The sequence below is a fragment of the Photobacterium sp. GB-210 genome, assembly GCF_003026075.1.
Classification (GTDB): domain Bacteria; phylum Pseudomonadota; class Gammaproteobacteria; order Enterobacterales; family Vibrionaceae; genus Photobacterium.
This window is the reverse complement of record NZ_PYNU01000003.1, coordinates 161,282-187,675: the sequence shown is the minus strand read 5'-3', so window position 1 is coordinate 187,675 and position 26,394 is coordinate 161,282. Positions and strand designations below refer to the sequence as shown.

Below are 26,394 nucleotides of genomic sequence, written 5' to 3'. Positions count from 1 at the left end.
ATCGTAGTCATAAGATAAATAATCTATCAACTTTGACCCAAAAAAAATGAAATCTATCCCTTATTAGATTATTTATTTTGAACATCGTTCCTTTATGATTAATTAATGACTATTTCTATTTTCTGTAGATAAAAAAATGGAGCCAATTAGGCTCCATTTCTATTCGTTATGCTTTAAATAAATTAAGCATCAACTTTATTTAGGTGAACATCCATTTGTGGGAATGGGATTTCGATACCTTCTTTATCAAGCTCTTCTTTAATTGCTTGGTTAAGATCGAAGTATACCGCCCAGTAATCAGGCGTATTAACCCATGGACGTACCACAAAGTTCACTGAAGAGTCAGCAAGTGCAACAACACCAATTGTTGGCTCTGGATCTTTAAGAACACGCTCATCAGCAGTTACAACACGCTTAAGTACTTCTTTGGTTTTTTGAAGATCAGCGCTGTAAGAAACACCAATGACAAGATCAATACGACGTGTCGCATTACGAGAATAGTTTGTAATTGGGTTACCAATGATAGATGAGTTTGGTACGACTACTGTTTTGTTGTCAGGCGTACGTAGCTCAGTAGAGAAAATCTGGATAGATTCTACAGCACCAGACACACCGGCTACTTCTACGAAGTCGCCAGATTTGAATGGACGGAAAGCAACAATCAGAACACCTGCAGCAAAGTTCGATAGAGAGCCTTGAAGAGCAAGACCAACCGCAAGACCCGCGGCACCGATCACTGCTACCACTGAAGCAGTTTGAACGCCAATACGGCTTAGTGCAGCAATTAATACGATAACAAATAGTAGATAACGAACTAAGCCGTGAATAAATTCAACAACCGCGTTATCCATATCTTTTTTACGTAATACTTTAGCAACTGCGCCAGCAACGGCTTTTACGATCATATTGCCGACAAACAGGATTAGCAGTGCTGATACAAGATTTACTGCGTATTGGATCAAAAGATCCTGGTTATTACTCAGCCAGTTTCCAGCGTGTAACACACCATTAGTTAATGTGTTATCAGAAATTTTTTCGACAACCTTGTCTGTAACGCTCTCAGTCATTTGAAGTGCTCTCTCTTATGTTTACTTAAAATAAATCTATAGCGTAAGTCGTAGATAGCGTGATTATTCTAGGAGTTACGCCATTAGAACTGTCTTTCCGTTTGTCTATCTCATCGCGAAAAAACACACTACGGAATATTGATACCAATTATTCCTGTTTTTATTAGTAAATAGCTACTAAAAAAAATGATGTTTACATAAATTAACTTAAATATCACTAAACAACAATTTAAGTACAATCCATTATGAAATACAAAAAAAAAGCCCGCCAAAAGCGGGCTTTTCACTTTTTATATAGCTGAAGTTCGATTAAAGAACATCAACTGCGTTTAGATCAGCGAAAGCTTTTTCTAGACGCTCAACCATTGATACTTGACCTGCACGTAGCCATACGCGTGGATCGTAGTATTTCTTGTTAGGCGCTGATTCACCAGTTGGGTTACCGATTTGACCTTGTAGGTAATCGTGGTTTTCAGCTTCGTAGCGACGAATACCATCCCAACAAGCCCACTGTGTATCTGTATCGATGTTCATTTTGATAACACCGTAACCGATAGACTCTTGGATTTCAGCTTCAGAAGAACCTGAACCACCGTGGAATACGAAATCTAGAGAGTTAGTTGGAAGACCAAACTTCTCTGAAACGTATGCTTGAGAATCACGTAGGATAGTTGGAGTTAATACAACATTACCTGCTTGGTAAACACCGTGTACGTTACCGAAAGAAGCAGCGATAGTGAAACGTGGGCTAACAGCGCTTAGTTTCTCGTATGCATATGCAACGTCTTCTGGAGAAGTGTAAAGCTCAGATGCGTCCATGTGAGAGTTATCAACGCCGTCTTCTTCACCACCAGTACAACCTAGTTCGATTTCTAGTGTCATGTCCATCTTAGCCATACGCGCAAGGTACTTAGCTGAGATTTCGATGTTCTCTTCTAGCGACTCTTCAGAAAGGTCGATCATGTGAGAAGAGAATAGAGGCTTACCAGTTTGAGCGAAGAACTCTTCACCCGCGTCTAGTAGACCGTCGATCCAAGGAAGCAGTTTCTTAGCAGCGTGGTCAGTGTGAAGAATTACAGGAACACCGTAAGACTCAGCAACAGCGTGAACATATTTAGCACCAGCGATAGCGCCAAGGATTTGTGGACCTTGACCTTCTAGTTTAAGACCTTTACCGCCAAAGAATGCAGCACCGCCGTTAGAGAACTGAACGATAACTGGAGACTTAACTTTAGCTGCCGCTTCTAGTACAGCGTTAACAGAATCTGTACCGATACAGTTAACAGCTGGAAGTGCGAAGTTGTTTTCTTTAGCTACTGCGAATACTTTCTGAACGTCGTCGCCAGAAATAACACCAGGTTTTACAAAATCAAAGATCTTAGACATAACAATAGTCCTATTATTTACTTTGTTGTCTGTGGAAAAATTCTTGTGCAAACGTTTGCGATTGCTTGCTATTCTACTGAAAGTTGATAGCTATCACAAACATTTAAACGTGGAAGCAACACTCATATTTAGCGTAAATTCGGCTCCCACGCCCAAAATAATTATGCTTTAGCGCGAGACTCTAGCATTTCAACTGCTGGTAATTTCTTACCTTCAACGAACTCAAGGAACGCACCGCCACCTGTTGAGATGTAAGATACTTTATCTTTGATGCCGTACTTATCGATAGCCGCTAGTGTGTCACCACCACCCGCTACAGAGAAACCTGCAGATTCTGCGATTGCATTCGCAACAACTTCAGTACCTTTACCAAATTGCTCGATTTCGAATACGCCTACAGGGCCGTTCCAAAGAATCGTTTTCGCATTCATGATGATGTCAGCAAGCGCTTGTGCTGAATCAGGACCTAGGTCAAGAACCATGTCGTCAGCTGCGATGTCTGATGCTGATTTAACTGTTGCTTCAGCGGTGTCAGAGAACTCTTTAGCACATACAACATCCGTTGCTACTGGGATGTCAGTGCTTGCCATTAGCGCTTTAGCCGTTGGGATTAGGTCTGCTTCGTATAGAGACTTACCTACATCGTTGCCTTCAGCCGCGATGAATGTGTTAGCAATACCACCACCAACAACAATTTGGTCAGCAATTTTAGATAGTGACTCAAGTACAGTTAGCTTAGTTGATACTTTTGAACCACCAACAATAGCAACCATTGGACGCGCTGGGTTGTCCATTGCTTTGCCTAATGCTTCTAGCTCGCCTGCTAGTAAAGGGCCAGCACATGCAACTGGTGCAAACATACCCACACCATAAGTTGATGCTTGTGCACGGTGAGCGGTACCAAATGCATCCATCACGAATACGTCACAAAGTGCAGCGTATTGCTTAGATAGTTCGTCTTCGTTTTTCTTCTCGCCCTTGTTGAAACGTACGTTCTCAAGAACAACAAGCTCGCCTGCATTTAGCTCAAGACCATTTAGGTAATCTTTTGCTAATTTAACGTCACAATCTAGTGCGTCGTTTAAGTAGTTAACTACAGGCTGTAGAGAGAATTCTTCTGCGTATTCGCCTTCCGTTGGACGACCTAGGTGAGAAGTAACCATTACTTTAGCGCCTGCTTCTAGGCAACGCTTAATTGTAGGTAGAGATGCAATGATACGTGCATCTGAAGTTACTTTACCGTCTTTTACTGGCACATTTAGGTCAGCACGAATAAATACACGCTTACCAGCTAGATCCAGATCAGTCATCTTGATTACAGACATGTTTTGTCCTCTCAAACATTATTAAAAATAAAAGTTCATAAAATTGACAGCCTGTCGTCATTAATGTTCCAACGCCAAGCCCAGTAATTCTTACTATTTTACTTTTCAGCATCCGTATTTTCGGTTGCATGCATTGCTAACGCTGTATCCAACATACGATTAGCAAAGCCCCATTCATTGTCACACCACACCAACAATTTAATTAAATGCTGGTTGCTTACCCTAGTTTGGCTGCCATCAACGATTGCACTATGGGGATCGTGATTAAAGTCAATCGACACTAAAGGCGCTTCTGTGTAATCCACAATACCACTTAATGTACAACGAGACGTATTTTTTAATGATTGATTTACGTCATTAACTTTCACATTTGTTTTAACTGTGACACTCAAATCCATAGCAGTGACATTTATTGTGGGCACTCTCACAGAAATCGCTTCAAATTTGTCGGAAAACTTCGGAAATATACGACCAATTCCAAGGTGTAGCTTAGTATCAACAGGAATAATTGACTGACTTGCTGCGCGCGTTCGGCGTAAATCAGGATGATAAGCATCAATGACTTGTTGATCATTCATAGCGGAATGAATGGTCGTAATAGTGCCTGATTCAATACCAAACTGATCATCTAAGATTTTAATAATGGGGACAATACAGTTGGTCGTACATGAACCATTGGAAACAATGCGGTGCTGAGATGTTAATTGTTGATGATTAACACCATAGATAACGGTGCAATCAATATCTTTGCTAGCAGGATGGGAAAATAATACTTTTTTAGCGCCTGATGCGATATGCGCTAAACCGTCATCTCGAGAACCAAACTTACCGGTACAATCTAAAACAATATCGACATCAAGATCATGCCAAGGCAATAATTTTAGATCAGGTTGGTGGAGGATACGAATTTGATCTTGGCGACCATTTTCATGGGCAATAAGAAGATGCTCCTGATCATGACTGACAGGATTTTTGAAACGCCCATGGCTAGAATCGTATTGAAGTAGATGAGCCATTGCTTCCAGCTCTGCTAATTCGTTAACAGCCACGACGTTAATCTGATGATGTTTGTCGCTTTCATACAATGCGCGAAGCACACTGCGACCAATGCGACCGAATCCATTTATTGCGACTTTTAGTGTCATATCCGTGCTACAAAAATACTAAGCTGCGTTAGTGTATACCAAGCTAGATACAGAATCACCATAATTGTGACATCTCTCACCAAGCAGACTTAATCTTTAATAGAACCAAATAGATAGTCTCACCACTCATCAATATTTTCGCGTATATCCTCTACTTTAACTTTAAAATATCACTGATTTATAGGCTTAAAACAGCGAAAAATCACGTATTAAAAAGTCACTATTTGTTCATTCAGCGTCTTTTTCTACGCATTAATAAACGGCGTTTAAGATTAGGATTGGCATTAACAAACCTTCACTTTTTTACATATAGCTAATAGATAAATGAAAAAAAGTTCATATTAAGCAATTCCAAAGAGGTGGTTATGTCGAAAGTAAAAGTCATTATTGGCGCAGTATTTTTCACCGTCGTACTTTACTTTTTGTCTGTTTATTGGTCATTTGAACCAGATACATTTAATCCAGACAGTTATGCGGCAGAGCAAGCCAAGCTCAATCAACAAACTTTAACGACTGGGTATGAGACCACCACAACGCTGATTCATATTTCAGAATTACTGATTAATAAGCAAGGTGGGTTCCTTACTAACGATAAATTACCACCCAGCTTATTAATGGATAACATGCCAGCATGGGAAACGGGGGTATTAACGCAAGTACGAGATATGGCACTGGTACTAAAAGATAATCTTAGCCGTCCTCAAAATGAAAGCCATGTCGATTCAGATTTAAAAGAAGCCCAACCCGCGCTCAATATCAATAGCCATAGCTGGAACTTTCCAAGTGCCGAGTCTGAATATCAAAATGCAATTGACGCCCTTACTCGATACCGTGACCGCCTTTCGGCATCTCGCCATCCAGCACAATTTTATTCACGGGATGATAATTTAGTGGCTTGGCTTGAAGTAGTACAAAAACGCTTAGGCACTATTTCACAAGACCTTGGCTCATCTGTGGGTGAGCCACAGTTAATAATGGATAGCAAAACAGAAGGTAAGGAAGTTTCACTCAATGCGCCGAAAACAAGCTGGTTCAAAATTGATAATGTTTTTTACGAATCACGAGGCTCTACTTGGGCCATATTGCTGCTAATGAAAGCAATGAAACATGATTTTGAACCACTGCTAGAAGAAGAAAAAGCAACGGTCATGATTAATCAGATAATTCGTGAGCTTGAAGCAACCCAAGAAACGATTTGGAGTCCAATGATTTTAAATGGTATGGGATTTGGTTTATTGCCTAACCACTCTTTGATCATGGCAAATTACGTGTCTCGCGCTCAAGCAGGTACCGTTGATCTCATCAATCTGCTAGAAAAAAGATAATAAATTCTTGTCATATTATAGATACCGCAATCTATAACTAAATCCACCAGCATACGAAGCGGACTTTATAGCCTATAAAATATTGCTTGTACTCAGGTATATAAAGTCTGTTTATCGTTATTTTTAATAAAAGAAACTTTATATAGTCAATTTGTGATTACATTTTTGAGTTAAAAAAGGCCACAGTGTAAACATTTAAGATAAATATAATTATTTATCAGTACGTTAGATGAAAACTATGTCTATCAACCACCACAATAGAGCTATTCAATTTTTTTATACAATAAGAAACCCTAGTTTTCATATTGTTGATTTTATCTGTTCTCGATGTATTATAGACGTCTAGACGGAAGTAGCTCTATACATACAAACGTACATATAGCTATATAACAGCGTTATAAACGCTACCGTGCGACTAAATTCAAAAGAAAGTGAGACTACCGATGGCAAAACATTTATTCACTTCTGAGTCGGTATCAGAAGGTCATCCAGATAAAATTGCAGATCAAATTTCAGATGCTGTATTGGATGCAATTATTGAACAAGATCCTAAAGCGCGTGTAGCTTGTGAAACTTACGTAAAAACCGGCATGGTAATGGTTGGTGGTGAGATCACCACATCTGCTTGGGTTGATATTGAAGAGCTAACACGTGAAACCGTACGTGAAATCGGTTATGTCCATTCAGATATGGGCTTTGATGCAAACTCTTGTGCAGTAATGAACACCATCGGTAAACAGTCTCCTGATATCAACCAAGGTGTTGATAAAACCGATCCAAAAGAACAAGGTGCTGGTGACCAAGGTATCATGTTTGGTTACGCAACCAATGAAACTGAAGTCTTCATGCCTGCGCCAATCACTTACTCTCACCGCTTAGTTCAGCGTCAAGCTGAAGTACGTAAGAACGGCACGCTTCCTTGGTTACGTCCTGATGCAAAATCTCAGGTAACGTTCGCTTACGATCAAGGTAAAATTGTTGGTATTGATGCGGTTGTTCTATCAACTCAGCACAGTGATTCAATTTCAACGTCTGATCTACGTGAAGCAGTAATGGAAGAAATCATCAAACCAGTACTGCCTGCGGAATGGTTAAATAAAGAGACAAAATTCTTTATCAACCCAACCGGTCGTTTCGTTATCGGTGGCCCAATGGGTGACTGTGGTTTGACTGGTCGTAAGATCATCGTCGATACCTACGGCGGTGCTGCACGTCACGGTGGTGGTGCTTTCTCTGGTAAAGATCCATCAAAAGTTGACCGCTCTGCAGCATATGCAGCACGTTATGTAGCAAAAAATATCGTCGCAGCTGGCATGGCAGATCGTTGTGAAATCCAACTTTCTTACGCTATTGGTATAGCCGATCCTACATCTATCATGGTGGAAACATTTGGTACTGAAAAAGTAGCACATGAGATCATCATTGAAGCTGTACGCCAGCACTTCGACCTACGCCCATATGGCCTACAAGAAATGCTAGATCTTCTACAACCAATCTATAAGAAGACTGCAGCTTACGGTCACTTTGGTCGTGAAGAGTTCCCTTGGGAAAAAACAGATAAAGTGGCTGCACTTCGCGATTTCGCAAACATTAAGTAATACACTTAATCGTGCACAAAAAAGGACGCTTAGGCGTCCTTTTTTATTACTTGCCGTTTATCTATGTGCAATAAAAACACCTTGCTTCCCTACTCTCGCCAGCGCGTTATCTTCGGTGTATAGTGCCGATCTCAATAACCAAGAACGAGTAACAATGAATTCACTGCAACAACAAGTTATCAAACGTGTCGAACACGCCATCAAAACCGCCAATCAACGCCTTAATAAACGTTTAAAAATGCCGACGGTGACTTTTACCCAACGAGGGAAAATTGCGGGAAGTGCACGCTTACAAAGCTGGGAAGTCCGTTTTAACCCAGTTTTACTCAATGAAAACGCAGACGCTTTTCTAAACGAAGTTGTTCCACACGAGGTGGCACATTTAATTGTGTTTAAACTGTTTGGCCGGGTAAAACCGCATGGTAGAGAGTGGCAATTGATCATGCGAGAAGTGTTTCAAGTAGCACCAAGAACAACACATCGCTTTGATGTCAGCTCAGTCTCAGGTGACACTTATCTCTATAAATGTAGCTGTAGCGAATATCCGTTAACTATTCGCCGGCACAACCGTATCTTACGTGGACAAGCCAACTACCATTGTCGCCGATGCCGTGAAGTTTTGGTGTATTCGCCTCAGTAGCGTACGATTCTGTATGAAAATAATCAAAAAGCACAGTTACAAATAATTGCGACACGCTTCTCAAAGAGAAAAATATCAGTAAGCTAGTGATACGATAAATAATTAATGAACTACATTCATGACACGTATCTCAAGCTGTTTTGCTATTGCCCTACTATTACCTGTTACCGCATTTGCGACCTCTTATAAGCCAAGCGAACTTGGCAACACGACTAATCCCTCTTTCAGCAAAGCAAAAAAAATCATGCAAACGGAAATTTATATTTCTCCTCAAGACATGAAAACCATTTACTGTGGTGCTGATTTCAACAATAAAAAATACGTGACATTACCCTCCGGTTTTTCTACTGAAGTGTATAAAAAACGCGTTAAACGCTGGGAAGCGGAGCATGTCGTTCCAGCCGAGAACTTTGGTCGTGCTTTTAGTGAATGGCGTGAAGGTGCTGCAGTTTGTGTTGATAGTAAAGGAAAAGCCTTTAAAGGCCGTAAATGTGCAGAAAAAGCCAATAACGAATACCGCTTAATGCAATCCGACCTTTATAATTTATACCCTGCCATTGGCGCCGTTAATGCTGCAAGGCAAAACTATAATTATGTAATGCTGCCTAAAACCAACAGCAAGAATTATCGTTCATTTGGTAGTTGCGACATGATCATTGATAAAAAGGATCATGATGCTCAACCGCCCGAGCGTGCTCGCGGGGTGATTGCTCGTACCTATATGTATTTTGAAGCCGTATATCCAAAATATAAAATGAGTCGTCAACAACGCCAATTAATGAATAGTTGGGATAAACAGTACCCTGTATCTAAGTGGGAATGTGAACGTGCAGCTAAGATTGAAAAGATCCAAGGCAATGTTAATCCAATCCTCGCGAGTCGATGCGCCTAAAACGTTTCAGCACCGTAACTTGTTATGTATGAGAGAGCATACATAACATTTTTATGGCTCTCTCTAACCATAACAAACATGTTGCGATAGAAATAACATGTTTTATTTAAGCCTGAATAATTGGCGAATTGCTCATCCATGTTAAGATTCGTCATTACTCTTTTTTTATTGCATAGATGACCGCATTATGAGAATTCCACGTATTTATCATCCAGAATCTTTACCTTCTCACGGCAAGGTAATGCTCAGTGACGATGCTGCTAACCATGTTGGTCGCGTTATGCGTATGCAAGTAGGCCAAGAGCTATTAATGTTTGACGGCAGTAATGCAGAGTTTCCCGCCGTTATCACCAACGCAAGTAAAAAAAGCGTTGAAGTAGAAATCCAATCTCGGGTTGAACACAGTATTGAATCCCCACTAGATATCCATTTAGGTCAGGTGATTTCACGTGGTGATAAAATGGAATTCACCATTCAAAAATCTGTCGAGTTAGGGGTGAATACCATTACACCGCTAATTTCAGAACGATGTGGCGTTAAATTAAATGCTGAACGTTTTGAAAAAAAACTCGAACAGTGGCAAAAAATCGCCATTGCAGCTTGTGAGCAATGTGGTCGTAATGTTGTCCCTACTATTCGCCCAGTGATGAAACTGGAACAATGGTGTGCTGAAGAATATGATGGTCTAAAGCTCAACTTACACCCTCGCGCTAATTATTCGATAAACACGCTTCCAACACCAGTCACTAATGTTCGTTTATTGATTGGCCCTGAAGGCGGTTTATCTGCTGATGAAATCAGCATGACAGAACAATATAAATTTGATGAAATTTTGCTGGGGCCTCGCGTACTTCGTACCGAAACCACCGCAATGACAGCCATCACCGCACTGCAAGTACGCTTCGGTGATTTAGGCTAAATTAGAGATTAGGAGAACACAATGATCAAACTGGGTATCGTGATGGACCCTATCGAGTCTATCAATATCAAGAAAGATTCTAGCTTTGCTATGATGTTAGAAGCTCAGCGTCGCGGCTGGGAAATTCATTACATGGAAATGAATGATCTATCTTTAGAGCAAGGTAAAGCGATTGCCCGTACGCGTGTCGTCACAGTACAACAAGATCCTGATCACTGGTTTGATTTTCACAGCGAGCAAGAAATTGAATTATCAGATCTTGATGCTGTACTAATGCGAAAAGATCCTCCTTTCGATACTGAATATATTTACGCGACTTACATCCTTGAGCGTGCCGAAGATAATGGCGCTCTGATTGTAAACAAGCCACAAAGCCTACGTGACTGTAATGAAAAGCTGTTTACGGCATGGTTCCCTGAGCTAACACCAACCACTATTGTTACTCGTCGCGCCGAGAAACTAAAAGCCTTCCACCAAGAGCACGGAGATGTGATCTTAAAGCCACTTGATGGTATGGGTGGTTCGTCAATTTTCCGTGTAATGAAAGGCGATCCTAACGTATCGGTTATCATTGAAACGCTAACTAATATGGGCCAAAACTACTGCATGGCACAAACCTTTGTTCCTGATATTAGTAATGGTGATAAGCGTATCTTAGTGGTTGATGGCGAGCCTATGCCTTACTGCCTAGCACGTATTCCTGCTAAAGGGGAAACTCGCGGTAACTTAGCTGCTGGCGGACGTGGTGAAGCGCGTCCAATCAGTGAAACTGATCGTAAGATCGCAGAAACCGTTGCGCCAGCTCTAAAAGAAAAAGGCCTCATTTTTGTTGGACTTGATGTGATTGGTGACAAGCTAACGGAAATTAATGTGACTAGCCCAACCTGTATCCGCGAGATTGAAGCGGCTTTTGATATCTCAATTACAGGTAAATTAATGGATGCTATCGAACGTCGAGTAAACGCGAAGTAATATCGCTTTACTGACAATCATCAACCATACTCAAATTAAGAATGCAGCGGCAATGTCGCTGCTTTTTTACCTATCAGTAACGAGTGAACGCTCGCTGATTTGTATCAAACTCTGGTGTTGTAGATGAATTTGACCAACCACTTTTTAGTGGCGATGCCCACTATGCAAGATCCTCAATTTAAGCAAAGTGTTATTTATCTTTGTGAGCATAATAATGAAGGCGCAATGGGGATCATTATTAACCAACCTATCGATATTTCTATTGCTGATATGTTGGAGCAAATAGAAGTTGAGAGAAAGCTACCTGTTGCCGATCCTATTAGCTTAGAATCACTGGTACTTAATGGTGGACCCGTTTCTGAAGATCGTGGTTTTGTACTTCACACCACGAAAGGTGAATATAGCTCAAGTTTACCTGTGAATAACGAATTAGCCGTGACCACCTCACTGGATATTTTATCTGAGCTGGGTACTGCGCAAGCGCCAAACCAATTTCTGGTCGCGCTAGGTTATGCCGGATGGGATGCGGGGCAATTAGAGCAAGAACTGGTTGATAACAATTGGCTCACCATTGAAGCAGATGACACCATTATTTTTTCCACTCCTATCGACGAACGTTGGCATAAAGCAATTGAAAAACTTGGCTTTACACCAGCAAACCTTTCTTTAGACATAGGTCACGCATGAGTCAATCTCGCAGTGTATTAGGTTTTGATTACGGCACCAAAAGTATTGGTGTTGCTATTGGTCAAGAGCTGACAGGAACCGCTACTCCCCTTGCCGCTTTAAAAGCCAAAGATGGCATCCCCAATTGGGATGATATTGAAAAGATTTTAAAAGAATGGCTACCTGATTTAGTCGTTGTAGGATTACCTTTAGACCTTGAAGGTAAAGAGCTTGAAAGCATTACACCACGGGCGAAAAAATTTGCTAATCGCTTACATGGTCGTTTTGGTTGCCAAGTTGAACTACACGATGAACGTTTAAGTACCGTTGAAGCAAAAGCAGAACTGTTTGAGCGTGGTGGTTATCGCTCATTAAGTAAAGGTAATATCGACTCACAATCTGCTGTCGTTATTTTAGAAAGCTGGTTTGAACGTCAATACAGCGCTTAATATTACAAGTTTCTGAAACAAAAAAGACAAGTGCTGTTGAGGTACTTGTCTTTTTTATTATCTAAAATCTAACAATTGTCGAACCTTGTACAGCTTTTTTCTTATTGATCATCATAAAGCTAAACACGATCAAAACCTGTACTAAGATCCTCCTTCAAGGCCTTGCTGTTTCTTGTTTGTACAGCTTGTACAGCTTTTGTACCTCTTGAACTCAAAAGCTGTTCCGACAATTATCACTAAAATAATTTAAATGATTTTCAATAAAATTCAATAGGTTAAAATAAAACTCAAATATAGCATTAAATATAAGTAACTAGTTTATGATGATCCTAATGCGTTAGGATCATCACAAGCATATTACTGAAGATCTAATTTCACCCCAGATAGCGTACTGGTACTGTTTGACGTTTTATTATTAGGATCACCCACTTTAATCATTAAGCGAAGATCATTCGGTGAATCAGCGTGGTGCAGTGCATCTTGCTCGGTGATTTTCCCATCTCGAAATAATGCATATAACGATTGATCAAACGTCACCATTCCAGCCTGATTTGATTTTGCCATCACATCTTTAATTTCATGTAACTCACCGCGACGGATCAAATCAGCGACACGTGGCGTATTGAGCAGCAGTTCATAAACACCATGTCGTCCGACACCATTGGCATCAGGGATCAACTGTTGTGCTAAAATACATTTCAGGTTTAACGACAGATCAAACAAAAACTGCTCACGTCGCTCTTTTGGTACAAGATGAAGAATACGTTCAAGTGCTTGGTTGGCGTTATTCGCGTGTAGTGTTGCCATACACAAGTGCCCTGTTTCGGCAAACGTCATCGCATATTCCATCGTCTCACGACTTCGGATCTCGCCGATCAAGATCATATCTGGAGCTTGACGTAGTGAGTTTTTCAATGCCACTTCATAACTGGCAGTATCAAGCCCAACCTCACGCTGAGTTATGATGCATTTATTATGTTCATGGATAAACTCAATTGGATCTTCAACCGTTAAAATATGGCCACTACGATTTTGATTTCTAAACCCCGTCATTGCCGCCATTGATGTCGACTTACCCGAGCCTGTCGCCCCAACCACCAGTACTAAACCACGTTTAGCCAGTGCTAATCTTTCCATATCCAGCGGTAGGTTAAGATCATGAATATTCGGTATCTTGGTTTCGATTCGACGGACCACAATACCGGGTAATTCACGTTGCCAAAATGCACTTAATCGAAAACGACAACCATTACGGACAATGGCAAAATTGGCCTCACGGGTCGCAACAAATTCTTTATATTGCTCATCGTCCATCGCTTCGTGGAACAACGAATCCACTGCTGCGCGATCAAGTAATTCGCCAAGATGATGTAAGTTGCCATCAACTTTCAGTAAGCATGCTGAGCCGACGGTGATATATAAATCCGACGCTTTACGCTCAACCATTTGCGCTAATATACTATCTAAATTCATCTCTTTTCCTACCTCGTTAAACCTGAGGTGTTATTAGAAACCGCGCTGACTGGTATCAACAATACGACGACCTTCTTCAGCTTCAACTAAGCCTTTTGCCACCAGCATCTTCACGCTTTGCTCCATGGTTTGCATTCCCATCGATGAGCCGGTTTGGATCATTGAAAACATTTGTGCGACTTTATCTTCACGGATCAAGTTACGAATCGCAGGTGTTGCCATCATAATTTCATGGCTGGCTACACGACCACCGCTCACACACTTTAATAAGCTTTGTGATATCACTGCGCGTAACGACTCCGATAACATAGAGCGAACCATGGATTTATCACTACCAGGGAAAACATCAATGATACGATCGACCGTCTTTGCCGCAGAACTGGTATGCAAGGTACCTAAAACTAAGTGCCCCGTTTCAGCTGCTGTTAACGCTAAACTGATGGTTTCCTGATCACGAAGCTCACCCACTAAAATCACATCGGGATCTTCACGCAGTGCTGAACGCAGTGCGTTTTGGAAGCCCAATGTGTCACGGTGCACTTCTCGCTGATTGATCAAACAACGTTTACTGCTGTGAACAAATTCAATCGGATCTTCAATCGTCAGAATATGACGGTTATAGTTGGTATTGATATAATCAACTAACGCAGCAATGGTGGTCGATTTACCCGAGCCAGTCGCACCTGTTACTAATACCAAGCCACGTGAAAGCTGGGCAATATCATAAAAAACATCAGGAACATTTAACGATTCCAATGTTGGAATATGAATAGGAATGGTTCGAAACACCGCCGAACAACCTCGAGACTGATGAAAAGCATTGACCCTGAAGCGACCGATGTCGGGAATTTCAAATGAAAAATCGACTTCTAAGTTTTCTTCATACTCACGACGCTGAGCATCGTTCATAATGTCAAATACTAAACGGTGCACTTCACTGTGATCGAGTGCTGGCATACTGAGCTTTCTAACATCGCCATCAACACGAATTATCGGTGGAACACCTGCAGAAAGATGTAGATCCGATGCGTTATGCTTTACACTAAAATCCAGTAATTCGGTGATATCCATAAATTTTCCCCAAGAATCAATTATGACTAGTATCAAACAAAATATTGCTGAGGTCATCAACCAGATCACCTTAGCAACTGAAAAATGCGGCAGGGCTGCAGATTCCGTGCAACTATTGGCAGTAAGTAAAACCAAGCCAGTGGAAGCGATCGAAGAAGCCATTACTGCAGGCCAGTATGCCTTTGGCGAAAACTACGTACAGGAAGGTGTTGATAAGGTTAATCACTTTGCGAGCCATCCGGAGAAAAACTTGCTTGTATGGCATTTTATTGGGCCGATCCAATCGAATAAAACTCGCCTTGTCGCAGAGCATTTTGATTGGGTGCACTCTATTGATCGTATAAAAACAGCAAAACGTTTAAGCGATCAACGTCCAACGTCAATGGCACCGCTGCAAGTTTTACTGCAAGTTAATAGCAGCGCTGAGGCAACAAAATCGGGAATAACCTTGGCTGAAGTTCCTGCACTGGCCGCAGAAATAGCTGCAATGCCAAATATTGAACTGCGCGGTTTAATGTCGATTCCACAACCGGCCACAGATTACGACAGCCAATTTGCCACTTTTAAAGCGTTGGCTGATACACTAGAACAGTTGAAATTGACTTATCCCAATGTTGATACATTATCAATGGGAATGAGTGGTGATATGGAAGCGGCAATTGCAGCAGGTAGTACAATTGTTCGTATTGGCACCGCGATTTTTGGTGCTCGTGATTACGGTAACAAAGAATAATTACTAATATTCGTACTGTTCATGATAACGACAGCTCAATTAAGGTAAAAAACATTAAGTTTGTACCTATTTATAAGGATTTTACATGGAACAACGCTCAATTGCTTTTATTGGGGCAGGTAATATGGCTCGCTCAATTATCGCAGGATTAGTTGCTAGCGGTTACGATGCAAAAAAGATTACGGCCACCGCCCCTAGCGATGCTCGCCGTGAACCTTTAGCGCGTGACTTTGGTATTCATACCACTAGCGATAACTTAAGTGCTGCTCAAAATGCTGATGTTGTTGTTCTTGCGGTTAAACCACAACTTATGGAAGAAGTGTGTAAACCACTGCAAGACATTAACTTTGCGGGAAAATTAGTGATTTCTATTGCCGCTGGCATTAATTGCGAGCGCTTATGTGAAATGCTAGGCCAGCAAGTTGAATTGGTTCGTGTAATGCCAAATACTCCCTCTTTAATTGGTAAGGGTATGAGCGGCTTATATGCAAACCCACAACTCACAGAAACCGACCGATTATTTGCCACTCAACTATTACAAGCCGTAGGCGAAATTTGTTGGGTACAAGAAGAATCAGGTATTAATGGTATTATTGCCGCAGCAGGCAGTGCTCCCGCCTACTTCTTTTTGTTTATGGAAGCAATGCAGCAAGAAGCGATGAACCAAGGGTTTGATGCCGATACTGCGCGCTTACTGGTTCAGCAAGCCGCTTTAGGTGCCGCTGAATTAGTAAAAGCGAATCCTGATACTTCATTGTCGACACTACGTGATCAAGTCACTTCAAAAGGTGGCACGACAGCTGAAGCTATTAATACATTTAATCAACATCAATTCTCAGATATTGTTGCTAAAGCGATGCAAGCAGCCGTATCTCGAGCTAAAGAAATGGAACAATTGTTTTAAGGTTTATCTATGAATCCTTTCGTTTATCTAGTTCAAACCGGCTTTGATCTTTACATCATGGTCGTATTATTACGAGTTTGGTTACAATGGTCTCGTGCAGACTTTTATAATCCCTTCTCACAATTTATTGTTAAAGCGACTCAACCGATCGTTGCGCCATTACGCCGCGTGATCCCATCAATTGGTTCGCTAGATATGGCAACGGTACTGTTTGCTTATGTACTGTGTGTCGCTAAATTTATCATCATTATTTCAATCAGCAGTGGTGGTTTTTCCTTTGAACCAAGCTTCCTGTTCTTAGGGCTATTAGCATTATTAAAAGCAGCTGGTAGTTTATTGTTCTGGGTACTATTGATCCGTGCAATCTTAAGCTGGGTTAGCCAAGGTCGAAGCCCTATCGAATATGTCATGCACCAATTAACAGAACCACTAATGGCGCCTGTTCGCCGCGTTCTTCCTGCAATGGGCGGTTTAGATCTGAGTGTTCTAGTGATCTTTATCGCACTACAATTTGCTAACTACGCGATGGGCTCTTTAGTTGGTAACGTGTGGTACATGCTGTGACAGAAAAGACCATCTTTCGTGATGATGACGATCTCATTATTCGACTTTATATCCAACCGAAAGCAAGCCGCGATCAGATTGTTGGCTTGCATGGCAACGAAGTAAAAATTGCCATTACCGCGCCACCGGTAGACGGAAAAGCCAATGCCCATTTAGTAAAGTTCCTTGCAAAACAATTTAAGGTCGCTAAAGGGTTAATTCATGTAGAAAAAGGCTTACAAGGTCGGCACAAACAAATTCGGATTGAAGCCCCGAAAGTTATTCCCTCAGAGATCGCCACCATCATGTAATTTGATTGGTTCAATAAAGCGAATATCAGTAACCGATATTCGCTTTTTTTATCCCCTTACTCTTAGCTACAATCATCAAGTCAAGCAACACATCGCGACATAAAGGAAATACTTCAGTTACTTACTGAAAGATAAGGATACTTCAATGAAAATATTACTTAGCCTGCTACTGCTCGTTTTCACGCTGCCTAGCCATGCTGGACAATTCAAAAAATTTGGCGACTTAGAAGTACATTATTCTAGTTTTGCCTCAACATTTTTAACCCCAGAAATTGCCAGCCACTATAAAATTCAGCGCAGCCGTTACAGTGCCTTGGTCAATATTGCGATTCTCGATACCAGTAAACAAGAAAAAACAGCGGTTAAAGCACAGCTAACTGGTATTGCTCGTAATGTATTAGGACAGCAAAAGAAGTTGAACTTTAGAGAAATAAAAGAAGGTAAATCAATTTATTACCTTGCTGAATTTAAACACGCTAATGATGAAACGTTTAATTTTACGATCACTATTTTCTCTAACGGTAAAAAAGAAACACTGGCCTTTAAGCAGACCTTCTTCGTTGACAAGTAACCACTTGAGCATCAATCTCTTCTACAATCACTAGGCGCACTCGCGCCTTTTTTATTACGATAACAACCGTTATTATAACCGCCAATATTACATAGCTTGACGTTCAAAAGGCATCAAAATGAGTAAACTTGTACTAGCAACAGGCAACCAAGGCAAAGTAAAAGAAATGGCCGATTTACTGGCTGATTTTGGTTTTGATGTAGTCGCGCAAAGTGATTATAACGTTTCATCCGTTGCTGAAACGGGCACCACATTTATTGAAAATGCGATCATTAAAGCACGCCATGCGGCAAAGGAAACGGGCCTTCCAGCCATTGCCGATGACTCTGGCTTAGAAGTTGATTACCTCAACGGTGCACCAGGTATTTATTCTGCACGTTTTGCCGGTGAAGACGCATCAGATGCTGACAACATTGATAAACTACTTGCGGAAATGAAAGATGTACCCGCCGAGCAACGTACTGCACGTTTCCATTGTGTACTTGTGATGATGCGCCATGAAAACGATCCTACTCCACTGGTTTGTCATGGCTCTTGGGAAGGCAGCATCTTAACTGAACGTCATGGCGAAAATGGTTTTGGTTACGATCCGGTATTTTGGGTACCTGAAGATCAATGTGCTTCAGCTCAACTTCCACCTGCTCGTAAAAAGCAACTATCACACCGTGGTAAAGCACTACAGCAATTGTTTAGCGCATTAAAGGCCGATTAAATGCTTGTACCTCCACCACTGAGTTTATATGTCCACATCCCTTGGTGTGTACAAAAATGTCCTTATTGTGATTTCAACTCTCACGCCTTAAAGACAGATCTTCCTGAGCTTGATTATATTGATGCCTTAATTGACGACTTAGAAACCGATCTTAGCGCTTATCAGTTAATCAATGGAGCACGACCTCTCCACTCAATTTTTATTGGTGGAGGGACGCCTAGCTTGATCTCTCCAAGTGAGATCGGTCGTTTATTAAAAGCCATTGAGCAACGCATTCCATTTAGTGATGATATTGAAATTACTATGGAAGCCAACCCTGGCACGGTAGAGGCGGGTCGTTTTGAAGCTTATCGCCAAGCTGGTGTAAACCGTATTTCTATTGGTATTCAAAGTTTTCAAAATGAAAAACTCGAACGTCTTGGCCGTATTCATGGCGCAGATGAAGCAATTCGTGCAGCTGGCCTTGCAAAGAAAGCGGGATTAAACAGCTTTAATGTCGATCTTATGCATGGCTTACCGGATCAAAGCGTGAGTGATGCGATCAGTGATTTAAAACAAGCGATCGCACTCGATCCACCGCACTTGTCTTGGTACCAGCTGACAATTGAACCCAATACCCTGTATTACTCAAAACCACCGACATTGCCTGATGATGACGACTTGTGGGATATTTTTGAGCAAGGTCATCAGCTTTTAACAGAAGCCGGTTATCAGCAATATGAAATATCAGGCTATAGCAAGCCGGGAAAACAATGTCAGCATAACCTTAACTACTGGCGTTTTGGTGATTACCTTGGCATTGGTTGTGGCGCACATGGCAAAATCAGTTTTGCTGATGGGCAAATCATCCGTACCGTTAAAGTCAAACACCCTCGTGGATATTTACAAGCGGATAAGCCGTATTTAACGCAAGAGAATAAGGTTGCTGATGGTGAACGTCCATTCGAGTTCTTTATGAATCGTTTTCGTTTATTAGAATCCTGTCCAAAGCAAGATTTTGTCGCAAGAACAGGTTTAGCGTTAACAACCATAGAGCCGACAATTGATTGGGCGATAGCGCAAAACTATCTCCAAGATACGGGCGATCATTGGCAAATCACCGAGCACGGTAAATTGTTCTTAAATGATCTCCTAGCCGCCTTCGTTGACGATGATAACGAATAATATCTAATAAAAAAACGAGCACTATGTTATTCACAGTGCTCGTTTTTCTCTGGTTAGATACTAACTAATTTAATGTTACGCTGCGCCAGTTTTTTAATGCAGGAATCGCATCTTGCAACCGTTGTTCTTGTTCTATTCGTAGCGAAACAAATTCACACACTTGCTTATCAATACGCTGAGAATGCGACAACAAATAGGGCAAGTCATTATCTAAAAGCTCGTAATAGTCCGATAATAATTGTGTTTGTTTAGGATTCAGTGCGACCTTATGTACATCGAAAAACATCCGCCCTTTAGCATCCACAATAAATTCTTGTTTACCTTGTACTAAGGTTAACCGTCCTTCATTTAAACTCAGTGAGTTATGCCATAGTGGCTCACATTCAACCGCATGAGCCGATACCGTAAAGAAACTGAACATCGCTACTATTGCGCCTAATATCGATGTTTTTAATTCGTGAAACCCCTTATTCATTAACATACGATTCTCCCCCTAATGTGAGCCTCGCGGTTTATGTATACGGGCTCACTAAAAAATAGAACGTCCAATACGCTCAGATAATTTCTCTAACGCTGCAGTCCCTGCAACAGAATTACCGGATTGATCAAGTTCTGGCGACCATACTGCAATCGTCATCTCACCCGGTACAATCGCAACAATACCACCACCTACGCCAGACTTTCCTGGCATACCAACACGATAGGCAAATTCACCTGCGCCATCATACAAACCACAAGTCGCAAGCAATGCATTTATATGCTTACTTTGAGTTTGGCTGATAATTCTTTTTTTCGCGCCTAAAGGAAGCCCTTTATTTGCTAAATAGCTAAATGTTCTGGCGAGATCGACACAACTCATCTTGAGCGCACAATAACTAAAATAATTAGTGAGCACTGGCATCACTTCATTATCAAAGTTACCGAATGAACGCATTAAATAAGCAATGGAAGCATTACGATCGCTATGTTGCATTTCAGAGCTAGCGACGACTTTGTCGTAGACAATATTCGGATTACAAGAAAGCTCTCGTACCAATTCCAACATCCGGTATTGCGGTGCACATAAACGACTATGCAGTAAATCCGACACCACAATCGCACCTGGGTTAATAAACGGATTACGTGGGATGCCTTTTTCTAGCTCAAGCTGGATCATGGAGTTAAACGCTTGACCTGATGGCTCTTTTCCAACTCGAGACCACAACTCTTCCGATTCATATAAGGTCATTGCAAGTGTTAACGACAACACCTTAGAGATAGATTGAATAGAAAAACCTTCTTGGCTATCACCCGCCTGAATAATTTCTCCGTCGTTATAGCACACTGCTATACCTAATTTACTCGCAGGTACGTTAGCTAAAGCCGGAATATAGTCAGCCACTTTTCCTTGACCTATCAATGGTCTCACTTCATCTAATATTTCATTTAGCAGTGTAGCTGTTGGCTTCATATCTCTTTCTCCAAGGGGAAAAAAAGCCAACACAAGGTTGGCTTTTTCATTGATTTAACCAAGCGTCATTAAATCAATAATGTCTTATTTCTTCAGCATATAATACCAAAGAGAAATTATTCAGTACGCTCGTACTTCATATCCCAAACGCCGTGACCTAAGCGGTGACCACGAGCTTCGAATTTGGTTAATGGGCGATCTTCTGGACGATCAATATAAGCACCGTTTGTTGCCGTATTGCGGTAACCAGGCGCTGCATCCATCACTTCAACCATATGCTCAGCGTAGTTTTCCCAGTCAGTTGCCATGTGGAAAATACCGCCAATTTTAAGCTTTTTACGTAGCATTTCAGCAAATTCAGGCTGAACGATACGACGCTTATGGTGACGTGCTTTATGCCATGGGTCTGGGAAGAATAGCTGTACGGTATCTAAACTACCATCAGGGATCATGTATTCAAACACTTCAACGCCATCGTGACACATTACACGAAGGTTAGTTAAACCCGCATCTTCCGCACCCATTAGACACGCACCCACACCTGGGCTATGTACTTCGATCCCAATAAAGTTTTTCTCAGGGGCATTTTTAGCCATTTCAACTAATGATGCCCCCATACCAAAACCAATTTCCAACACGACTGGCGCTTCACGGTTATATACTTCTTTCCAGTCCAGCATTTGCTTGGCGAAATCAATACCCATAGTTGGCCAATTGTTTTCCATCGCATGTTCTTGGCCCTTAGTTAAACGGCCTTCACGACGGACAAAGCTACGGATCTTACGAACCAGTTTGCCATCTTCGGTAAATTCGGTCAGGGTCACTTCACCTGACTTCTTTGAAACTTCGCTCATGCTAATAACTATCCAAACAAAAAAGAAACGGATCGGCATTATCCAAAGTTATCGACTCAATTCAAGTCTATCAATTGCGACAATGGCCAGTTTATGGTGCAATCTTGCCCATAATAGACAATAAATAACGTTGCACTTCTGTTTGCAGTATAAGTGATTGCACTAGCGGACACCAATTTTCACTGTGTAGCAAAAATAACTCGATAGCTATTCTTCATTGGCAAATGCCATATCCTTTTGCGCAGTATAAAAGATAAGTAGCTATAAACTGTAAAGTGAGCACAACATTGAGTACGACATTTTCCGATGCCATTTTAGCGTGGTATGACAAATTCGGCCGCAAAACTCTACCTTGGCAACAAAACAAAACCCCATATAAAGTATGGCTTTCAGAGATCATGCTACAACAAACCCAAGTAGCAACCGTGATCCCCTACTTTGAACGTTTTATGGAGCGCTTCCCTACCGTGCAAGACTTAGCGGCTGCCGAGCAAGATGAAGTCTTACACTTATGGACTGGGCTCGGCTATTACGCTCGCGCACGTAACCTCCATAAAGCAGCGCAGTTAATTGTTAGTGAACATAACGGCATTTTCCCAACAGATATCGATCAAGTCCAAGCATTACCGGGTATTGGTCGTTCAACGGCTGGTGCTGTTCTGTCACTCTCACTCGCTCAACATCACCCTATCTTAGATGGCAATGTGAAACGTACGCTTGCCCGTTGTTACGCGATTGAAGGCTGGCCTGGTAAGAAAACCGTTGAAAACAAATTATGGCAAATTGCTGAGACAAATACGCCCGAGATAGGAGTCGAACGCTATAACCAAGCCATGATGGATATGGGAGCAATGATTTGTACCCGTAGTAAACCTAAATGTGAATTATGTCCCGTAAGCACACAATGCATTGCACTCAAAGAATTACGACAAACCGATTTTCCGGGTAAAAAACCCAAAAAAACCTTGCCTGAAAAACAAACATGGTTCGCTATTTTACAGTGCGACGATAAAGTTTGGTTAGAACAACGCCCACAGGTCGGTATTTGGGGTGGTCTTTGGTGCTTCCCTCAACATGACAATGCTGATTTAACGTCGCTATTAGACAAACAATTAGGTCAACAACTGTCACTTATCGAACAGCAAAGTCAATTAACTGCTTTTCGTCATACGTTTAGCCATTATCATCTTGATATCGTGCCGATTTTATACGAACTTAAATCACAACCTACAGAAATCAATGAAGCTTCAGGTCAATGGTATGATCTTAATAATCCACCAAAAATCGGATTAGCAGCACCAGTACAGAAAATTTTGGACAGTTTGGCATACTCGTTAAACCATCAAAAATAAGACGGTTTTTACCGCTTTTATTTCCGCTCAGTGATGCTAGATGCCAGTCACTGACTCTGGTATAACTATCAACTAATCACTCATTTTCGCTGAGCCTGTATATCAGCGAGTTACAGTAAGGAATATTTCATGAGTCGTACTGTTTTTTGTACTCGACTACAACAAGACGCTGAAGGTTTAGACTTTCAACTTTACCCAGGTGAACTAGGCCAACGTATTTTTGATAATATTTCGAAGCAAGCATGGGCAGAATGGCAAGGTAAGCAAACCATGCTGATCAACGAAAAAAAGCTCAACATGATGAACCCTGAACATCGCCAGTTATTAGAAACTGAAATGGTGAAGTTTTTGTTCGAAGGTCAAGATGTGATTATCGACGGTTACACGCCGCCAGAAAAATAAAATTTATAATTGAGATTTCATCTCTTAATTTGCTTAACTTGATGAAATCTCAATAATGAATATCAAAATCACACCACAACGAACAAAAAGCCAACAAACGACACTGTTTATCTTTTTTTATGAAAAAAAGTGTTGACGAAAAGGCTGAAAACCCTTTTAATAGCGCTCCGTTGCCTCGATAGCTCAGTCGGTAGAGCAGAGGATTGAAAATCCTCGTGTCGGTGGTTCGATTCCGCCTCGAGGCACCATTACTTCCCTTTCGAAGTATGGTGCAAAGCAACCACAATCTGTTCCTCCTTAGTTCAGTCGGTAGAACGGCGGACTGTTAATCCGTATGTCGCTGGTTCAAGTCCAGCAGGAGGAGCCACTATTTATTTCTTGGCTCAACAGAGCGGGGAAATTAAAAGAATATAGTGTGCCGACTTAGCTCAGTAGGTAGAGCAACTGACTTGTAATCAGTAGGTCACCAGTTCGACTCCGGTAGTCGGCACCATTTATTCTCTTACTCACGTAAGAAATGCAAAAATAGCAATTTAATTGCTGTGTTTGCCTCGATAGCTCAGTCGGTAGAGCAGAGGATTGAAAATCCTCGTGTCGGTGGTTCGATTCCGCCTCGAGGCACCATATTCATCTCGCTTGATACGTCAAGTCAGATAAAAGAGACAATTCCTCTTTAGTTCAGTTGGTAGAACGGCGGACTGTTAATCCGTATGTCGCTGGTTCAAGTCCAGCAAGAGGAGCCAAAATAAAGTGTGCCGACTTAGCTCAGTAGGTAGAGCAACTGACTTGTAATCAGTAGGTCACCAGTTCGACTCCGGTAGTCGGCACCATTTATTTTCTTACTCACGTAAGAATGCAAAAGTAGAGACTTAACCATCACTACTTCTGCCTCGATAGCTCAGTCGGTAGAGCAGAGGATTGAAAATCCTCGTGTCGGTGGTTCGATTCCGCCTCGAGGCACCATATTCATCTCACTTGATACGTCAGGTAAGATAAAAAAGATAATTCCTCCTTAGTTCAGTTGGTAGAACGGCGGACTGTTAATCCGTATGTCGCTGGTTCAAGTCCAGCAGGAGGAGCCAGTTAAGAAACCTTGTCGCAAGACAAGGTTTTTTTTCGTCTTAAATTTGTTAACTTTTCTCATCCTCCCTTCTCCAATACTATTTTTAGATAAAATAATTCCTCTCAAAATCACTACTCCACGATCTTTTTTAATCGCCTTACCAGCAATGCGATCTTTTCAGTTAAAGACTTAATAATGACTCCTTTTCTTTCGATATTACACAAAATAATCTTTAATTATTTCTGTTGCTTGCTTCACAAACTAATGTTCAAACAGGTATTCCCCCCTAATAAAAGCCTACTTTTCAAACAAACGGAACAAAAAAGACAAGGTTGATAATTATTTAGAAAAAAAGCATTGACGCAAAGACCGAAAACCTTTTTAATGCGCTCCGTTGCCTCGATAGCTCAGTCGGTAGAGCAGAGGATTGAAAATCCTCGTGTCGGTGGTTCGATTCCGCCTCGAGGCACCATACTTCCCTTTCGAAGTATGGTGCAAAGCAACCACAATCTGTTCCTCCTTAGTTCAGTCGGTAGAACGGCGGACTGTTAATCCGTATGTCGCTGGTTCAAGTCCAGCAGGAGGAGCCACTATTTATTTCTTGGCTCAACAGAGCGGGGAAATTAAAAGAATATAGTGTGCCGACTTAGCTCAGTAGGTAGAGCAACTGACTTGTAATCAGTAGGTCACCAGTTCGACTCCGGTAGTCGGCACCATTTATTCTCTTACTCATGTAAGAAATGCAAAAATAGCAATGTAATTGCTGTGTTTGCCTCGATAGCTCAGTCGGTAGAGCAGAGGATTGAAAATCCTCGTGTCGGTGGTTCGATTCCGCCTCGAGGCACCATATTCATCTCACTTGATACGTCAAGTCAGATAAAAGAGACAATTCCTCTTTAGTTCAGTTGGTAGAACGGCGGACTGTTAATCCGTATGTCGCTGGTTCAAGTCCAGCAAGAGGAGCCAAAATAAAGTGTGCCGACTTAGCTCAGTAGGTAGAGCAACTGACTTGTAATCAGTAGGTCACCAGTTCGACTCCGGTAGTCGGCACCATTTATTCTCTTACTCACGTAAGAAATGCAAAAATAGCAATGTAATTGCTGTATTTGCCTCGATAGCTCAGTCGGTAGAGCAGAGGATTGAAAATCCTCGTGTCGGTGGTTCGATTCCGCCTCGAGGCACCATATTAAAAAGTAACGTTATTGACGTTATGACAAAAAGAACAAAACGTGCCGACTTAGCTCAGTAGGTAGAGCAACTGACTTGTAATCAGTAGGTCACCAGTTCGACTCCGGTAGTCGGCACCATCTTTTGAAGCCTCATCTTTGATGAGGTTTTTTTTCGTCTTGAGAAAATCTCCTCTTTCTAATCACATCCCCCTTTGAGACAAAAAAAGCCCCGCTACAT

General features: G+C 41.5%; 26 protein-coding genes and 16 tRNA genes. 33 read left to right on the top strand and 9 right to left on the bottom strand.

Annotated features, from left to right (window positions below; translation table 11 throughout):
* Nucleotides 1–182 precede the first annotated feature (182 nt).
* From mscS to epd, 4 genes are all read right to left on the bottom strand, one after another.
* Entirely contained in the window at nt 183–1,067 is an 885-nt protein-coding gene (gene mscS / locus C9J38_RS07960; RefSeq protein WP_107206605.1) for a small-conductance mechanosensitive channel MscS, read from the bottom strand.
* Between the two features lie 309 nt (nt 1,068–1,376).
* Nucleotides 1,377–2,453 carry a class II fructose-bisphosphate aldolase gene (gene fbaA, locus C9J38_RS07955; RefSeq protein ID WP_105060950.1) on the bottom strand — a complete coding sequence of 359 codons (1,077 nt, stop codon included), beginning with the start codon at nt 2,451–2,453 and terminating at the stop codon, nt 1,377–1,379.
* Between the two features lie 161 nt (nt 2,454–2,614).
* Nucleotides 2,615–3,778, bottom strand: coding sequence for a phosphoglycerate kinase (locus tag C9J38_RS07950; RefSeq protein WP_107206604.1), 1,164 nt, complete (start codon nt 3,776–3,778; stop codon nt 2,615–2,617).
* 98 nt (nt 3,779–3,876) lie between these two features.
* The gene (epd, locus tag C9J38_RS07945) at nt 3,877–4,923 is read right to left on the bottom strand and encodes an erythrose-4-phosphate dehydrogenase (protein ID WP_107206603.1); all 1,047 of its coding nucleotides are present in this window, start codon (nt 4,921–4,923) and stop codon (nt 3,877–3,879) included.
* Between the two features lie 365 nt (nt 4,924–5,288).
* On the opposite strand from epd, the gene C9J38_RS07940 reads away from it, so the two are divergent.
* From C9J38_RS07940 to ruvX, 8 genes are all read left to right on the top strand, one after another.
* On the top strand, nt 5,289–6,248 hold the full coding sequence (locus C9J38_RS07940) for a DUF2333 family protein (RefSeq protein WP_107206602.1): 960 nt from the start codon (nt 5,289–5,291) through the stop codon (nt 6,246–6,248).
* Between the two features lie 443 nt (nt 6,249–6,691).
* A complete protein-coding gene (gene metK, locus C9J38_RS07935; RefSeq protein ID WP_107206601.1) occupies nt 6,692–7,846 on the top strand; it encodes a methionine adenosyltransferase in 1,155 nt (384 codons plus the stop codon).
* 154 nt (nt 7,847–8,000) lie between these two features.
* Nucleotides 8,001–8,486 carry a SprT family zinc-dependent metalloprotease gene (locus tag C9J38_RS07930; protein WP_107206600.1) on the top strand — a complete coding sequence of 162 codons (486 nt, stop codon included), beginning with the start codon at nt 8,001–8,003 and terminating at the stop codon, nt 8,484–8,486.
* A gap of 118 nt (nt 8,487–8,604) precedes the next feature.
* Nucleotides 8,605–9,378, top strand: a complete 774-nt coding sequence (locus tag C9J38_RS07925; RefSeq protein WP_107206599.1) for an endonuclease — start codon at nt 8,605–8,607, stop codon at nt 9,376–9,378.
* A 187-nt stretch (nt 9,379–9,565) separates the two neighbouring features.
* Entirely contained in the window at nt 9,566–10,297 is a 732-nt protein-coding gene (gene rsmE, locus C9J38_RS07920) for a 16S rRNA (uracil(1498)-N(3))-methyltransferase (protein WP_045084455.1), read from the top strand.
* A 21-nt stretch (nt 10,298–10,318) separates the two neighbouring features.
* A complete protein-coding gene (gene gshB, locus C9J38_RS07915) occupies nt 10,319–11,269 on the top strand; it encodes a glutathione synthase (protein WP_107206598.1) in 951 nt (316 codons plus the stop codon).
* A 123-nt stretch (nt 11,270–11,392) separates the two neighbouring features.
* Nucleotides 11,393–11,956: a YqgE/AlgH family protein gene (locus C9J38_RS07910; RefSeq protein ID WP_107206597.1), complete on the top strand. Its 564-nt coding sequence runs from the start codon at nt 11,393–11,395 to the stop codon at nt 11,954–11,956.
* Nucleotides 11,953–12,384, top strand: coding sequence for a Holliday junction resolvase RuvX (ruvX, locus tag C9J38_RS07905; RefSeq protein WP_107206596.1), 432 nt, complete (start codon nt 11,953–11,955; stop codon nt 12,382–12,384). Before C9J38_RS07910 ends, ruvX begins: the two co-directional genes overlap by 4 nt.
* 357 nt (nt 12,385–12,741) lie before the next feature.
* Here the strand turns inward: ruvX and C9J38_RS07900 are convergent, their stop codons facing one another.
* Both C9J38_RS07900 and C9J38_RS07895 read right to left on the bottom strand, forming a co-directional pair.
* The gene (locus C9J38_RS07900; RefSeq protein WP_107206595.1) at nt 12,742–13,857 is read right to left on the bottom strand and encodes a PilT/PilU family type 4a pilus ATPase; all 1,116 of its coding nucleotides are present in this window, start codon (nt 13,855–13,857) and stop codon (nt 12,742–12,744) included.
* Nucleotides 13,858–13,890: 33 nt separating this feature from the next.
* Nucleotides 13,891–14,928, bottom strand: a complete 1,038-nt coding sequence (locus C9J38_RS07895; RefSeq protein ID WP_005371345.1) for a type IV pilus twitching motility protein PilT — start codon at nt 14,926–14,928, stop codon at nt 13,891–13,893.
* Nucleotides 14,929–14,950: 22 nt separating this feature from the next.
* On the opposite strand from C9J38_RS07895, the gene C9J38_RS07890 reads away from it, so the two are divergent.
* The 7 genes from C9J38_RS07890 (at nt 14,951) to hemW (ending at nt 19,866) form a co-directional block, all read left to right on the top strand.
* Nucleotides 14,951–15,661 (top strand): YggS family pyridoxal phosphate-dependent enzyme, encoded by a 711-nt coding sequence (locus C9J38_RS07890; RefSeq protein WP_107206594.1) that lies wholly within the window; start codon nt 14,951–14,953, stop codon nt 15,659–15,661.
* An 85-nt stretch (nt 15,662–15,746) separates the two neighbouring features.
* The gene (proC, locus tag C9J38_RS07885) at nt 15,747–16,565 is read left to right on the top strand and encodes a pyrroline-5-carboxylate reductase (RefSeq protein ID WP_107206593.1); all 819 of its coding nucleotides are present in this window, start codon (nt 15,747–15,749) and stop codon (nt 16,563–16,565) included.
* Nucleotides 16,566–16,574: 9 nt separating this feature from the next.
* On the top strand, nt 16,575–17,129 hold the full coding sequence (locus C9J38_RS07880) for a YggT family protein (RefSeq protein WP_005371338.1): 555 nt from the start codon (nt 16,575–16,577) through the stop codon (nt 17,127–17,129).
* Nucleotides 17,126–17,419 (top strand): DUF167 family protein YggU, encoded by a 294-nt coding sequence (gene yggU, locus C9J38_RS07875; RefSeq protein ID WP_105060961.1) that lies wholly within the window; start codon nt 17,126–17,128, stop codon nt 17,417–17,419. The genes C9J38_RS07880 and yggU overlap by 4 nt, the downstream gene beginning before the upstream one ends.
* Before the next feature lie 145 nt (nt 17,420–17,564).
* Nucleotides 17,565–17,990: a DUF4426 domain-containing protein gene (locus C9J38_RS07870; RefSeq protein WP_105060962.1), complete on the top strand. Its 426-nt coding sequence runs from the start codon at nt 17,565–17,567 to the stop codon at nt 17,988–17,990.
* A gap of 118 nt (nt 17,991–18,108) precedes the next feature.
* The gene (locus C9J38_RS07865) at nt 18,109–18,702 is read left to right on the top strand and encodes an XTP/dITP diphosphatase (protein ID WP_045084464.1); all 594 of its coding nucleotides are present in this window, start codon (nt 18,109–18,111) and stop codon (nt 18,700–18,702) included.
* The gene (gene hemW / locus C9J38_RS07860; protein WP_107206592.1) at nt 18,703–19,866 is read left to right on the top strand and encodes a radical SAM family heme chaperone HemW; all 1,164 of its coding nucleotides are present in this window, start codon (nt 18,703–18,705) and stop codon (nt 19,864–19,866) included.
* 64 nt (nt 19,867–19,930) lie between these two features.
* Here hemW and C9J38_RS07855 read toward each other — a convergent pair whose 3' ends face one another.
* The 3 genes from C9J38_RS07855 to trmB all read right to left on the bottom strand — a co-directional run bounded on the left by C9J38_RS07855 (nt 19,931) and on the right by trmB (nt 22,170).
* A complete protein-coding gene (locus C9J38_RS07855; RefSeq protein ID WP_107206591.1) occupies nt 19,931–20,347 on the bottom strand; it encodes a hypothetical protein in 417 nt (138 codons plus the stop codon).
* 48 nt (nt 20,348–20,395) lie between these two features.
* A complete protein-coding gene (gene glsB, locus C9J38_RS07850; RefSeq protein ID WP_107206590.1) occupies nt 20,396–21,316 on the bottom strand; it encodes a glutaminase B in 921 nt (306 codons plus the stop codon).
* 116 nt (nt 21,317–21,432) lie between these two features.
* Nucleotides 21,433–22,170 carry a tRNA (guanosine(46)-N7)-methyltransferase TrmB gene (gene trmB, locus C9J38_RS07845; RefSeq protein ID WP_045153679.1) on the bottom strand — a complete coding sequence of 246 codons (738 nt, stop codon included), beginning with the start codon at nt 22,168–22,170 and terminating at the stop codon, nt 21,433–21,435.
* A 287-nt stretch (nt 22,171–22,457) separates the two neighbouring features.
* On the opposite strand from trmB, the gene mutY reads away from it, so the two are divergent.
* From mutY to C9J38_RS07755, 18 genes are all read left to right on the top strand, one after another.
* Entirely contained in the window at nt 22,458–23,522 is a 1,065-nt protein-coding gene (gene mutY, locus C9J38_RS07840; protein ID WP_107206589.1) for an A/G-specific adenine glycosylase, read from the top strand.
* A 129-nt stretch (nt 23,523–23,651) separates the two neighbouring features.
* A complete protein-coding gene (locus C9J38_RS07835; RefSeq protein WP_006647282.1) occupies nt 23,652–23,924 on the top strand; it encodes an oxidative damage protection protein in 273 nt (90 codons plus the stop codon).
* Nucleotides 23,925–24,096: 172 nt separating this feature from the next.
* Nucleotides 24,097–24,172, top strand: a tRNA-Phe gene (locus C9J38_RS07830).
* 43 nt (nt 24,173–24,215) lie between these two features.
* Nucleotides 24,216–24,291 (top strand) — tRNA-Asn (locus C9J38_RS07825).
* Between the two features lie 50 nt (nt 24,292–24,341).
* A tRNA-Thr gene (locus tag C9J38_RS07820) sits at nt 24,342–24,417 on the top strand.
* A 55-nt stretch (nt 24,418–24,472) separates the two neighbouring features.
* Nucleotides 24,473–24,548 (top strand) — tRNA-Phe (locus tag C9J38_RS07815).
* Between the two features lie 43 nt (nt 24,549–24,591).
* A tRNA-Asn gene (locus C9J38_RS07810) sits at nt 24,592–24,667 on the top strand.
* A gap of 11 nt (nt 24,668–24,678) precedes the next feature.
* Nucleotides 24,679–24,754, top strand: a tRNA-Thr gene (locus tag C9J38_RS07805).
* 57 nt (nt 24,755–24,811) lie between these two features.
* A tRNA-Phe gene (locus tag C9J38_RS07800) sits at nt 24,812–24,887 on the top strand.
* Between the two features lie 43 nt (nt 24,888–24,930).
* Nucleotides 24,931–25,006: transfer RNA gene (locus C9J38_RS07795), tRNA-Asn, on the top strand.
* 377 nt (nt 25,007–25,383) lie between these two features.
* A tRNA-Phe gene (locus tag C9J38_RS07790) sits at nt 25,384–25,459 on the top strand.
* Between the two features lie 42 nt (nt 25,460–25,501).
* A tRNA-Asn gene (locus tag C9J38_RS07785) sits at nt 25,502–25,577 on the top strand.
* 50 nt (nt 25,578–25,627) lie between these two features.
* Nucleotides 25,628–25,703, top strand: a tRNA-Thr gene (locus C9J38_RS07780).
* Between the two features lie 55 nt (nt 25,704–25,758).
* Nucleotides 25,759–25,834, top strand: a tRNA-Phe gene (locus C9J38_RS07775).
* A gap of 43 nt (nt 25,835–25,877) precedes the next feature.
* A tRNA-Asn gene (locus tag C9J38_RS07770) sits at nt 25,878–25,953 on the top strand.
* A gap of 11 nt (nt 25,954–25,964) precedes the next feature.
* Nucleotides 25,965–26,040: transfer RNA gene (locus C9J38_RS07765), tRNA-Thr, on the top strand.
* A gap of 55 nt (nt 26,041–26,095) precedes the next feature.
* Nucleotides 26,096–26,171: transfer RNA gene (locus C9J38_RS07760), tRNA-Phe, on the top strand.
* A 47-nt stretch (nt 26,172–26,218) separates the two neighbouring features.
* Nucleotides 26,219–26,294: transfer RNA gene (locus tag C9J38_RS07755), tRNA-Thr, on the top strand.
* Nucleotides 26,295–26,394 lie beyond the last annotated feature (100 nt).

Excerpts from the sequence above, each read along its gene's own strand:
- mscS (WP_107206605.1), bottom strand. The coding sequence starts at position 1,067 with ATGACTGAGAGCGTTACAGACAAGGTTGTCGAAAAAATTTCTGATAAC.
- fbaA (WP_105060950.1), bottom strand. The coding sequence starts at position 2,453 with ATGTCTAAGATCTTTGATTTTGTAAAACCTGGTGTTATTTCTGGCGAC.
- C9J38_RS07950 (WP_107206604.1), bottom strand. The coding sequence starts at position 3,778 with ATGTCTGTAATCAAGATGACTGATCTGGATCTAGCTGGTAAGCGTGTA.
- epd (WP_107206603.1), bottom strand. The coding sequence starts at position 4,923 with ATGACACTAAAAGTCGCAATAAATGGATTCGGTCGCATTGGTCGCAGT.
- C9J38_RS07940 (WP_107206602.1), top strand. The coding sequence starts at position 5,289 with ATGTCGAAAGTAAAAGTCATTATTGGCGCAGTATTTTTCACCGTCGTA.
- metK (WP_107206601.1), top strand. The coding sequence starts at position 6,692 with ATGGCAAAACATTTATTCACTTCTGAGTCGGTATCAGAAGGTCATCCA.
- C9J38_RS07930 (WP_107206600.1), top strand. The coding sequence starts at position 8,001 with ATGAATTCACTGCAACAACAAGTTATCAAACGTGTCGAACACGCCATC.
- C9J38_RS07925 (WP_107206599.1), top strand. The coding sequence starts at position 8,605 with ATGACACGTATCTCAAGCTGTTTTGCTATTGCCCTACTATTACCTGTT.
- rsmE (WP_045084455.1), top strand. The coding sequence starts at position 9,566 with ATGAGAATTCCACGTATTTATCATCCAGAATCTTTACCTTCTCACGGC.
- gshB (WP_107206598.1), top strand. The coding sequence starts at position 10,319 with ATGATCAAACTGGGTATCGTGATGGACCCTATCGAGTCTATCAATATC.
- C9J38_RS07910 (WP_107206597.1), top strand. The coding sequence starts at position 11,393 with ATGAATTTGACCAACCACTTTTTAGTGGCGATGCCCACTATGCAAGAT.
- ruvX (WP_107206596.1), top strand. The coding sequence starts at position 11,953 with ATGAGTCAATCTCGCAGTGTATTAGGTTTTGATTACGGCACCAAAAGT.
- C9J38_RS07900 (WP_107206595.1), bottom strand. The coding sequence starts at position 13,857 with ATGAATTTAGATAGTATATTAGCGCAAATGGTTGAGCGTAAAGCGTCG.
- C9J38_RS07895 (WP_005371345.1), bottom strand. The coding sequence starts at position 14,928 with ATGGATATCACCGAATTACTGGATTTTAGTGTAAAGCATAACGCATCG.
- C9J38_RS07890 (WP_107206594.1), top strand. The coding sequence starts at position 14,951 with ATGACTAGTATCAAACAAAATATTGCTGAGGTCATCAACCAGATCACC.
- proC (WP_107206593.1), top strand. The coding sequence starts at position 15,747 with ATGGAACAACGCTCAATTGCTTTTATTGGGGCAGGTAATATGGCTCGC.
- C9J38_RS07880 (WP_005371338.1), top strand. The coding sequence starts at position 16,575 with ATGAATCCTTTCGTTTATCTAGTTCAAACCGGCTTTGATCTTTACATC.
- C9J38_RS07870 (WP_105060962.1), top strand. The coding sequence starts at position 17,565 with ATGAAAATATTACTTAGCCTGCTACTGCTCGTTTTCACGCTGCCTAGC.
- C9J38_RS07865 (WP_045084464.1), top strand. The coding sequence starts at position 18,109 with ATGAGTAAACTTGTACTAGCAACAGGCAACCAAGGCAAAGTAAAAGAA.
- hemW (WP_107206592.1), top strand. The coding sequence starts at position 18,703 with ATGCTTGTACCTCCACCACTGAGTTTATATGTCCACATCCCTTGGTGT.
- C9J38_RS07855 (WP_107206591.1), bottom strand. The coding sequence starts at position 20,347 with ATGTTAATGAATAAGGGGTTTCACGAATTAAAAACATCGATATTAGGC.
- glsB (WP_107206590.1), bottom strand. The coding sequence starts at position 21,316 with ATGAAGCCAACAGCTACACTGCTAAATGAAATATTAGATGAAGTGAGA.
- trmB (WP_045153679.1), bottom strand. The coding sequence starts at position 22,170 with ATGAGCGAAGTTTCAAAGAAGTCAGGTGAAGTGACCCTGACCGAATTT.
- C9J38_RS07835 (WP_006647282.1), top strand. The coding sequence starts at position 23,652 with ATGAGTCGTACTGTTTTTTGTACTCGACTACAACAAGACGCTGAAGGT.